At 70.4% G+C, this 10106-nt stretch carries 9 protein-coding genes; 4 read left to right on the top strand and 5 right to left on the bottom strand.

Annotation, left to right across the window (positions count from 1 at the left end):
* Positions 1–219 (top strand): helix-turn-helix domain-containing protein (locus ACFVYN_RS18875; RefSeq protein ID WP_389999660.1); only part of this gene is annotated, 219 nt, incomplete at its 5' end.
* Here the strand turns inward: ACFVYN_RS18875 and ACFVYN_RS18870 are convergent.
* Positions 177–1100 carry a transglutaminase-like domain-containing protein gene (locus tag ACFVYN_RS18870; RefSeq protein WP_389999657.1) on the bottom strand — a complete coding sequence of 308 codons (924 nt, stop codon included), beginning with the start codon at positions 1098–1100 and terminating at the stop codon, positions 177–179. The two genes, ACFVYN_RS18875 and ACFVYN_RS18870, sit on opposite strands and share 43 nt — an antisense overlap.
* 194 nt (positions 1101–1294) lie before the next feature.
* On the opposite strand from ACFVYN_RS18870, the gene ACFVYN_RS18865 reads away from it, so the two are divergent.
* Together ACFVYN_RS18865 and ACFVYN_RS18860 are read left to right on the top strand one after the other, a co-directional pair.
* Complete coding sequence (locus ACFVYN_RS18865; RefSeq protein WP_389999655.1) at positions 1295–3397, top strand: hypothetical protein; 2103 nt, start codon at positions 1295–1297, stop codon at positions 3395–3397.
* Positions 3397–4959, top strand: coding sequence for a hypothetical protein (locus ACFVYN_RS18860; protein ID WP_389999652.1), 1563 nt, complete (start codon positions 3397–3399; stop codon positions 4957–4959). Before ACFVYN_RS18865 ends, ACFVYN_RS18860 begins: the two co-directional genes overlap by 1 nt.
* Positions 4960–4973: 14 nt before the next feature.
* Here the strand turns inward: ACFVYN_RS18860 and ccsB are convergent, their stop codons facing one another.
* The 4 genes from ccsB to ACFVYN_RS18840 are packed head-to-tail and all read right to left on the bottom strand — an operon-like array spanning position 4974 to position 9333.
* Entirely contained in the window at positions 4974–6071 is a 1098-nt protein-coding gene (ccsB, locus tag ACFVYN_RS18855) for a c-type cytochrome biogenesis protein CcsB (RefSeq protein ID WP_389999650.1), read from the bottom strand.
* Positions 6068–7945 (bottom strand): cytochrome c biogenesis protein ResB, encoded by a 1878-nt coding sequence (locus ACFVYN_RS18850; protein ID WP_389999647.1) that lies wholly within the window; start codon positions 7943–7945, stop codon positions 6068–6070. Before ACFVYN_RS18850 ends, ccsB begins: the two co-directional genes overlap by 4 nt.
* A gap of 3 nt (positions 7946–7948) precedes the next feature.
* Complete coding sequence (locus ACFVYN_RS18845) at positions 7949–8722, bottom strand: cytochrome c biogenesis CcdA family protein (protein ID WP_389999644.1); 774 nt, start codon at positions 8720–8722, stop codon at positions 7949–7951.
* A 2-nt stretch (positions 8723–8724) separates the two neighbouring features.
* Complete coding sequence (locus ACFVYN_RS18840; RefSeq protein WP_389999641.1) at positions 8725–9333, bottom strand: TlpA family protein disulfide reductase; 609 nt, start codon at positions 9331–9333, stop codon at positions 8725–8727.
* 216 nt (positions 9334–9549) lie between these two features.
* Between ACFVYN_RS18840 and ACFVYN_RS18835 the strand changes: the two genes are divergently transcribed.
* Positions 9550–9978: a hypothetical protein gene (locus ACFVYN_RS18835; RefSeq protein WP_389999638.1), complete on the top strand. Its 429-nt coding sequence runs from the start codon at positions 9550–9552 to the stop codon at positions 9976–9978.
* The last annotated feature ends 128 nt before the right edge of the window (positions 9979–10106 follow it).

The raw sequence follows: 10106 nt of genomic DNA, 5'->3' as shown, positions 1-10106 counted from the left end.
CGCACGGCGTCCCTGCTCCACATCGGCCGCCAGTCGCTGTACCAACGCCTGGACCGCATCGAGTCGTTGCTCGGTCTGGACATCAACGATCCGGATCTGCTGGGCGAGTTGCTGACGGCGACCTGTGCACACCGGGTGGCCATGACGGAGCGGCACTCGGCATACCAGCGAACCGCCTACCGCAAGGTCACCAGACTCGTCCCGTTGAACGGCGCGTAACACGTCACCGTCCGAGGCGTCCGCAACACGTCGTCCTCGGCGAACAGCTTCCGCGCGGCCTCGAACGGCACGTCCCCGCTCACCACGGGCGCCACCCGGTCGTAGAACTCCCGCGACGCCTCGGGCAACGCCGTCCCCGGCTCCCCGTCGTCCTCACCCCAGACGTCCCACAGCAGTGTCTCCACCTTGTTCAGCGCGGCGAGGTCGAGCCGGATGTTCCCGGCCACGAACCGCTCACCGAAGAACGGCCCCTCGGCCGGCCGGTGCAGTCCGAACTCCGTCTCGTCCGCCCCGTCCTCCCGGATCGCCCGCCAGGCCTCCCCGGCGACGAGGAACCGCGACCGGGGGACGTCCATCGGATCGAAGTCGGCCGGCCAGTTGGCGGTGATCTCGGGATCGGTCAGCTGCGCGTCCGCCAGCAGCCAGCCCCGCTTCTCGTCCCAGTACTCGGTGACGACGTGGTCCCCGTGGAAGCCGGTCGGCGAGAAGTAGTCGGCGAACCCGGACCGCAGCCGGGCCGGGATGCCGGCATGGCGCAGGAGCGAGACGTGCAGCAGCGTGAAGTCGCGGCAGGTCCCGACGAACCGGTCACCCGGCTCGCGGCGCACGGTCAGCGGGGCGTCGTTCCGCTCGACGAGGATCCGCAGGACGTCGTCGATGTAGCGGGTCTCCGCGTCGTTGTGGAGGCGGTCGGCCGGGTGGGTGTGCCCGAAGAGCTCGCCTTCCACGCGATGGATCATCAGATCGCGTACGACACGGGCCAGTTGAGCCGGATCGCGCGGTAAGACGCGGTAGAGCGAGGCGAGATCGCCCGGGTCGGAGAACGTGCTCTGCGCGGCGTAGAAGGAGAGGGACACGACGGGCCTCCCGAAGGGCATCATCGACCACGTGTTCGATTGCGGGCCGGTGCACCCCACCGTGTCAAATTCCGCCGTCGAATGTCCAGGAGGCGGGCAGCTCGCACTAGCGAAGGTCCGATGTCGACACTTTCGTAACCGAACGGACATCACGCGATCTAGTCCGAACCAACTCCCCCTCCTTACCCTGAGGTTGATAGACAGCGCGCATGGGGGGAATGCGGGTGCACAGACAGCTGCACGGGCGCGGGGCGCTGTTCGACACGGATCCGGCGGGGCTCGCACCCCGGCTCGTGGGGCTGCGGCCGCACCAGCACCGGGCCCTCGCGGTGGAGCATCCGCAGGAACTGCCCTTCGTCGTGCTCACCGGCGCCCGCGGCATGGGCAAGAGCGCCCTGCTCGCCGAGTTGCGGGAGGCCTACAAGGGGCACACCCCGGTGGCCCTGATCGACTGCGAGACGGCCGAGTTCGCGGCGCCGCCCGCGGGCCGGGACGCCGAGGCCTGGTCACCGGTGTCGCAGGCCCTGCTGGTGATCGCCGAGCAGCTCGCCGAGCCGGTGACCGGCACCGGGCGGATCACCTTCCCGCGGCTGATGTCGGGCCTGGTCGCGGTCGCCGCCGGAGGATGGCGGGACGCCGACTCGGAGCGGATCCGGCGCGAGGTCGAGCGGATCCTGCTGCTCAACGAGAGCGGGTCGTGGATCGCCGGGTTCGCCGGGCGCTGGGCCGGACGGGTCGCCGCCAACGTGGCGGCCGCGGCCACCGGGACCGGGCCGCTGCTGTCCTCCGCCATCGAGGCGACCCTGGAGTCCATCTCCGACAGCTTCGTCCACCGCCGCCAGCAGCGGGCGGCCACCTGGTGGCGGGACTACCCCAACGCGAGCCGCAACGCCCGGCGCGGACTCATGCTGCTGTCCGGGCACTTCCGGGCCGGCGGCACCTCCCGCGAACACGCCGAACGCCATCTCGTGCGGGCCCTGCTCGCCGACCTCACCGACGCCTACACCGGCGTGCTGCCCCGCATGCAGCGCCTGGGCCGGCCCCTCGTCCTCGTCGACAACGCGCAGTCCGCGCCCGGCCCCGGCCTCACCGACCCCGTCCTGCGCGACCGCTCGGAGGGCATCGCCGACCAGGTCGTCTTCATCACCGCGCTACGCGAAGCCGGCCGCCCCGCCCTGCGCAACGCCGTACGGCGCACCCTCCCCGAGGTCGCCCGGCGCAGCGACTGGACGCCCGACCCCGCGTCCCCCTCCTCCCGCGCCCTGCTGGTCTCCCTGCCGCCGCTGACCGCCGACGACACCCTGCACATCGTCGACGAGCACGAGGTGCCGCCCCAACTCCCGCACGCCGTGCACCGGTTGACCGGCGGCAACCCGCTGGGCATCACCGTGCTCACCGAGTCCGCCGCACAGAACGGCACGGCCCGCCTCGGTGAACTGCTCACCGCGGACGTACGGCTGCACGAGGACCGCGACGGCAGACCCACCTACGTCGAGCTCCTCGACCGGCTCGTGCCCGCCGACCGGCTGGAGGAGCTGACGGTGCTGGCCGCCGCCCACGACCACGACTCCGCCACCGCCCTGGCCGAGGCCCTCCTGCCGGACGACTTCGGCCCGGCGGACGTACGGGCCCTGCAGACCCGGCTCGTCCAGGAGGGACTGCCGGAGGTGCCGGGCCGCTTCGTCGGCGACCCCTTCGTACGGACGCTGCTGCTGCTCCGGCTGCACCACACCTCCACCGACCACGGGCGCTGGCGCGAGGCACACGAGACCCTGATCGCGCACTACGCGCCCGCCGACCGGGACGAGGCCCACGCCCGCTACCGGCTGCACCACGAACTCGCCCTCGGCACCACGGAGTCGGCCGTCGCCCACCTGCGCGACACCTTCACCGCCCTGGACACCCGCACCTGGCTGCGCACCCTGCGCTTCGTCGCCTCGGCGCCCTACTTCCACGCACACGACGCCGAGGGCCACGACTTCGCCGCCCGCGACGACCGGCGCGCGGCGATCGCGCTCGGCCACACGGACGCCGCCCAGCAGGTGCCGGACGACGTGGACCCCGTTCTGCATCTGCGGATACGACGGCTGCTGCACGCCGTGTGGCAGCTGACCGATCCGCTCGCGCTGCCCGATCCCAAGGTCTGCGACCGGCTCCGCTTCGAGCTGGAGCAGCTGTCCAACCTGCGCCCGGCCGGCAACGCCCTGCTGTGGCGGGCCTCCCGGGACTGGCCCGAGGACGCGCTCGCCGGGCGCCCGCTCAGGGTCCCCGACGGCAACGACGACGGCACTGACGGCGACGACGGCGAGGGGGTGGCGTGATGGCCGGCCGAGGCTTCGGAACATGGCTGCGGGAGGGCGTCTGGGAGATCCCCCTGCGCCGGTACCTCGCCCTGCTGCTGACCCTCGTGGTGCTGGGCGGCCTCGGGGCCGGGGGCTGGAAGCTCGCTCAGGACGACCGTTCCTGCGCCGAAGGGGTCGCCAGGCCGGAGGGCAGCGACGAGTGCGTGGGCGTCTCGGCGACCGGCTACGACTGGGGACGGGCTCCGTTCACACCGGTGGTCGAGGCGATCGACCGGGAGAACAGGACCATCAAGGGCCCGTACGTCACCGTGGCGCTCTTCGAGCCCTTCACCGCGACCGACGCCGACAACCTCGGTGACGTGCTGCACGAGCTCCAGGGCGCGTATCTCGCGCAGTACCAGGCCAACCACCGGTCCAACGGGACCGTGCCGGCGATCCGGCTGGTGCTCGCCAACCCCGGTGCCACCGGCGCCCACTGGGAGCACACCGTCGACCAGCTGGCGGGCATGACCGGCGGCAAGGACCGGCTGCGGGCGGTCGCCGGGGTCGGGCTGAGCACCGCCAACAACAAGCGGGCCGTCACCGCGCTCACCGCCCGGGGCATCGCGGTGATCGGCACCTCCATCACCGCCGACAACCTCGCCAACGGCCAGGGCGGCAAGGACCCCTTCCCCGGGCTCGCCCGGGTCGCCCCCACCAACACCGACGAGGCCCGCGCGCTCACCTCCTTCGCCCAGGTCGCGGCCGACAAGGCGGTCCTGGTCTACGACCAGAAGGCGGACGACGAGGACAACGGCGACCCCTACTCGCTGACCCTGCAGCGCTCCTTCGGGAAACTGCTCAAGGGATCGCCGTACGCCCCCTGGTCGTTCAACCCGCCCGACGACCGCAGCCTGGAGGGCTCCACCGCCAACGACTTCGAGCAGATCACCCACCTGGTCTGCGACACGGACGCCGGCACCGACACCATCCTGTTCGCCGGACGCCACACCCAGCTGCGCCAGTTCATCAACGCGCTCGGCGAACGCGGCTGCCAGAAGCGGAGGTTCACCCTGCTCACCGGTGACGAGGCGTCCTACCTCACCGGTGACAAGGACCTGGACCGGGACGCCCTCGACCGCAACCTCACCGTCCGCTACACCGCGCTCGCCCACCCGGACGCCTGGCTGAAGTCCCCGCCCCCGACCGGCGGTTCGGCCGCCGACGCCAAGGTCCTCCAGGAGCTGGTGCGCGAGGGCCAGGGCGACAAGGTGGGGCCGATCGGCGACGTGGACCTGGAGGACGGCCAGCTGATCATCGCCTACGACGCGATGCGGCTGACGTACCAGGGCATCCGGTTCGCCAAGGGCACCAAGGACGTCCCCACCCTCGAAGAGGTCCGCAACGAGTGGCGGCTCATCAAGGGCACCCAGCAGCGCGTCAACGGCGCGAGCGGCTGGATCTGCCTCGACAACCACGGCAACCCGTACGACAAGGCCGTGCCCATCGTGGAACTGACTCCACAGGGCACGGCCCGTTTCGTGCGGATCGCCTGGCCGGAGGGGAAGCCACCGGCGAAGGAGTGCCTGCCGCCGTCGTGACCGACCGGCAGGGGTCAGACGCCGGCGTACGAGTGCTTGCCGGAGACGAAGATGTTGACGCCGTAGTAGTTGAACAGCCAGCAGCCGAAGGCGATCATCGCCAGGTAGGCGGCCTTGCGGCCCTTCCAGCCGGCCGTGGCACGGGCGTGCAGGTAGCAGGCGTAAGCGACCCAGGTGATGAACGCCCAGGTCTCCTTGGGGTCCCAGCCCCAGTAGCGGCCCCAGGCCGACTCCGCCCAGATCGCGCCCGCGATGATCGTGAACGTCCACAGCGGGAAGACGGCCGCGTTGACCCGGTAGGAGAACTTGTCCAGGGTCGCGGAGGCGGGCAGCCGCTCCAGGAACGAGGTGGCGAACCGGCCCGGCGTGCCGCCGCTCGCCAGCTTGCTCTCGTAGGAGTCCTTGAACAGGTACAGGATCGTGCCGACGGCGCCCACGTAGAAGACCGCGCCGCACAGGATCGCGGTCGAGACGTGGATGTAGAGCCAGTACGAGTGAAGGGCGGGAACCAACTGGTCGCTGGCGGTGTACAAGACAGTGACGGCGATGCCGAGATCGAGGAGGACCGTCGTGATCAGGAACAGCCCGAGCCAGCGGACGTTCTTCCGCAGCGCGAGCAGCGTCAGGTACACGCCGACGGCGACCGTGGAGAAGGTGATGTTGAACTCGTACATGTTGCCCCACGGGGCCCGCTCCACCGAGGCCGCCCGGGCGACGACCCCGGCGAGCTCGACGAGGAAGGCGACCACGGTCAGGGACACGGCGATACGGCCGTAGAGGTCGCCCTGCTCGTCCCCACCGTGCGCCCCGGGCCCGTCGGGCACGTTCCGCGCCCCGGCCGCGGCCCGCACCACGACCTGCGGCCGCTCCAGTACGGCGGTGCTGCCGCCCTTGCTCACGGTGACGGCCGGCGCCTTGGCCTTGCCGGCGGCGCCGGTCAGCGCGGCGGCGGTCCGGCCGACCTTGCTGCGGCTGCCGAGGAGCCATTCGGCGATGTACGTGAAGAAGGCCAGGGTGTAGACGGCCATCGCTGAGTAGATCAGCGTGTTGCTGATGTTGGCGAGGTGTTCGTTGGTGGCGGTGGCCAACTCGGTTGCGGCGGCGAGAGTCACTGCGTCTCAGCCCCTTCGGAGGGTGCGACTTGAGGGTCGGGGGTGGTCTGCTCGGTGCGCGGCTCCGTGTCGGGGTCGGCTACCGGGGGCTTGGCGGGGTGCTGAGCGTCGGTGGCAGCACCTGCGACCGGTTCGGTCCGCTCCTTGCCGGTGCCGGGGGCCGGCCCGGTCGGCGCGGGCGGTTCGTCGGAGGCGGCGTCGCGGTCGGGTGCGCCGGGCGCCTGGTCGAAAAGGACTCCCGCCAGCTCGCCCAGCTCCTCCGGCAGCTTCGCCGACTCGCTGCGACCGAGGCCCGCCATCTCGACGACCGTCACGCCGTCGCCGCCACGCACCGCCCGCACCCACACCCGGCGGCGCTGGATGAACAGGGACGCGGCGAGGCCGAAGATCGCGGTGAGGGCGCCGGCGAGGGCCCAGCCACTGGCGGGCTGCTGGACGACCTGGAAGTTCGCCCACTGCTTGGTGCCCTCGTAGGTGACCGAGCCTGCGCCGCCCGGCAGCCGCATGGTCTGGCCCGGCTTCAGGTTCTCCCTGAGCTCCTGGCCCTTGGCGTCCTTGAAGTCCTTCATGTGCGACTTGTCGAGCTGGTAGACGCTCTGCGGGATGCCGGAGTTGACCCCGAGGTCGCCGTGGTACGGCGTGAGGTTGAGCACCGGGTTGTTCAGCGCGGGGAAGGTGGAGGCCGTCTCGCTGCCCTTGGTGTAGGTCGGCAGGAAGAAGGCCGAGATTCCCAGCTGCTCGCTGACGCCCTTGGCGTTCTTGTAGCCGTCGAGGACCTTGACCACCCCGGTGGAGGTGACGTTGGAGTCGAGGGGCAGCATCGGCACGGCGTCGCTGTAGACGACGTCGCCCTTGCCGTCCCGGACCGTGACCACGGGCGCGTAGCCGTGGGCGGTGAGATAGACCTTCGCGTCGCCGATCTCGAGCGGCTCGTTGACCTTGACGAGGGTCTTGCGGGACTTGCCGTAGGCGCCCTCGCTGTAGGTGATGGCGGCCTGGAAGAGGCGCGGGGTGCCCTTGGTGGGACCGCTGGTCTCGTAGGTGCCGGTGAACTTGTCCAGCGTGAAACTGAAGGGGACGAGGTCGTCGACGTCGAACAGGTTGCCGGACTTGAAGTCGTCGTAGGAGATGAGGGTGTTGGAGAACCCGTCGCCGTCGCCCTCGACGACCAGCTTGTTGCCCTCGGACTTGAAGAGCTGGCCCCAGGCGAAGGCGGTCAGCATCACGATCAGCGCGATGTGGAAGGCGAGGTTGCCGACCTCGCGCAGATAGCCCTTCTCAGCGGCGACGGCGTCACCGGCGAGGTCGGCGCGGAAGCGGCGCTTCTTCAGCAGGGCCAGCGCGGCCTCGCGTACCTGCTCGGGCTCCGCCTCGGTGCGCCAGGTGGTGTACGCGGGCAGCCGGGTCAGCCGCTTCGGGGCGCCCGGCGGGCGGCCGCGGAGCTGGCCGACGAACTGCCAGGTACGGGGGATGATGCAGCCGATGAGAGAGACGAACAGCAGGATGTAGATCGCGCCGAACCACACCGAGCTGTAGACGTGGAAGAGGCCGAGCTTGTCGTAGACGTCCGCGAGAGTGGGGTTGTTCTTGACGAAGTCGGCGACCTTCGTGGCGTCTGTGCCGGTCTGCGGGATCAGCGAGCCGGGGATGGCGCCGAGCGCCACCAGCAGGAGCAGCAGCAGCGCGACCCGCATGGAGGTCAGCTGGCGCCAGAACCAGCGGGCCCAGCCGACGACACCCAGGGCGGGCACGCTCAGGCTGTCCCTGGGCGCGGTGGACAGCTGGGCGCCCGCGGCGCCGAGGTCCTGGTCGGCGGCGGGAGCGCCGGGGGCGGTGGAGTCGGTGGGGTCGGTGGCGGGTGTGGTCTTGCTCATGGATCAGATCCCCACAGTGAAGCCGGCGGACCAGGACTGCAGGTCCTGCACGAGACGGTCCCACGCGCCGGTCAGCAGCAGCAGCCCGGTCACGATCATCATGGTGCCGCCGATGCGCATGACCCAGACGTAGTGGCGCTTGACCCAGCCGAAGGCGCCGAGCGCCTTGCGGAAGGCGACCGCGGCGAGCACGAACGGCATGCCGAGGCCGAGGCAGTAGGCGACGGTCAGTATGGCACCGCGGCCCGCGCTGCCCTGCTGGGAGGAGAGGGCGATCACCGAGGCGAGGGTCGGGCCGATACAAGGGGTCCAGCCGATGCCGAACAGCGCTCCGAGCAACGGGGCGCCGACCAGGCCGGTGGCAGGCTTCCTGTGGAAGCGGAACTCCCGCTGGGTCATCCAGGGCATCAGGCCCATGAAGAAGACGCCCATGAGGACCATGAGCGCGCCGAGCACCTTGGACAGCACGTCGTTGTTGGCCTGGAGGGTGTCCCCGAAGTAGCCGAACAGGGCACCGCTGGAGACGAAGACGGCTGTGAAGCCGAGCACGAACAAGGAGGCTCCGGCGACCATCCGACCGCGCCGGGCCTCGGCCAGATCGGTGCCGGCGACGCCGGTGACGTACGACAGATAACCGGGGACGAGCGGGAGGACACACGGCGAGAAGAACGAAACCAGCCCACCGAGCAGCGCGATGGGCAGCGCGACCAGGAGGGTGCCATTGAGCACGGTCTGGTTGGGATCGGTCGCCGCAGCGATCGTGCTGATGGTGCTCACGTCTACTTCTCCGCGAGGACCGGAGCGACCATCTTGCGCAGCTTCTCCTCGCTGAGAGGCGCCAGCGAGCGAGCGGCGATCCCACCCTCCCGGTCGAGGACGAGCGTGGAGGGGATGGTCTGGAGGTTGAGCGTGCCCTTCTTGAAGCGGAGCATCAGCTTGCCCGTCGGGTCGTACAGGCTGGGAAAGGTGACCCCCTGCTCCTTCTCGAAGGCGCGGGCAGGAGTGACGCTGGTGTCACGGGTGTTGATCCCCACGAACTGCACACCCTGGCCCTTGAGGTCCTGGAAGACCTTCTCGAAGGACGGCGCTTCGGCACGGCACGGCGGGCACCACGAGCCCCACACGTTGAGGACGACCACCTTGCCCCGGTAGTCGGCCACGTCGAGCCGACCGCCGTCGACCGTCTTCCCCGACAGGTCGGGGGCCTCGGCGCGCTGCCCCTTCTTGGCGGTTGAGACGCCGTCCTTTCCCATCACGAAGTTGGTGTCACCGCCACCACCCGAGGTACCCCCCGAACCGCACGCGGAAAGGGTCATCGCGGCTGCCGCGGTACCTGCGACGAGCAGGGCGGCACAGGTTCGGGAGCGGCTACGGCTGGCGGCACTCATGTGAAAAGTTTCGCATGCCGGTTCCGGCGGTCTGCGGCGCCCCCCGGCAAAGCCCGCAATCGCACTTCAGTAGGCACAAGCCGCCGCTTTGACCCGCCGCTGAAGGAATCCCCTTGCAGTCACCAACCGTCTCCCCGGTAACATCTCCGGTCAGCGGATGGGCACAAGTGTTCCATTCGCTGACCGTTTTGCAACCAGAAGGGGGAACAACCGCACATGAAGATCAGCAAGCGGCTCGGAGTCCTGCTCTCCACGGGAACACTGATGGCCGGCGCCCTGGTGGGCCTGGGTTCCGGGACGGCGAGCGCCGCACCGAGCGTGTCGTTCACCAGCTACTCCCACAGCAACGGCCTGGAGCTGACCGTCCACCTCGACGGCCACGTTGCCGGATACGGCGACTGGTTCATCGACCCCGAGGGCAGTCAGCCTGGCGACGCGCTTGCTGCCACCGACTCCTACGGGGACGGCTACTGGATCGCCGCGAACCTGGACACCGGGCGCGTGGCAAGCACTGAGGGACACTCCGCGCCATACAGCGTCACCAAGACCGGGAACCTCCCGGAGGGCGAGTGGCACGACATGTGGGTGTGCGTCGGCAAGGGCACCTGGTACCAGTGTTCGGCGAAGCACGCCGTGCACGCCTAGGAGCGACCGCCACTTCACGGCACCGCGATGGTGATCCGAACGTGGGGCGGCCACGACGCCCCCGGGCGGGCCGCGCGCCCGCGCCGAGGCGAGCCGCGGGGGGGGGGGTGTCGGGGCGGACGGGAAGG

The sequence above is a fragment of the Streptomyces sp. NPDC058307 genome, assembly GCF_042880295.1.
GTDB lineage: Bacteria > Actinomycetota > Actinomycetes > Streptomycetales > Streptomycetaceae > Streptomyces.
This window is presented reverse-complemented; position numbering and strand designations above follow the sequence as displayed.

Bases quoted from the DNA above. Each gene is read 5' to 3' on its own strand.
- ACFVYN_RS18870 (WP_389999657.1), bottom strand. From the start codon at position 1,100: ATGATGCCCTTCGGGAGGCCCGTCGTGTCCCTCTCCTTCTACGCCGCG.
- ACFVYN_RS18865 (WP_389999655.1), top strand. From the start codon at position 1,295: ATGCGGGTGCACAGACAGCTGCACGGGCGCGGGGCGCTGTTCGACACG.
- ACFVYN_RS18860 (WP_389999652.1), top strand. From the start codon at position 3,397: ATGGCCGGCCGAGGCTTCGGAACATGGCTGCGGGAGGGCGTCTGGGAG.
- ACFVYN_RS18850 (WP_389999647.1), bottom strand. From the start codon at position 7,945: ATGAGCAAGACCACACCCGCCACCGACCCCACCGACTCCACCGCCCCC.
- ACFVYN_RS18840 (WP_389999641.1), bottom strand. From the start codon at position 9,333: ATGAGTGCCGCCAGCCGTAGCCGCTCCCGAACCTGTGCCGCCCTGCTC.
- ACFVYN_RS18835 (WP_389999638.1), top strand. From the start codon at position 9,550: ATGAAGATCAGCAAGCGGCTCGGAGTCCTGCTCTCCACGGGAACACTG.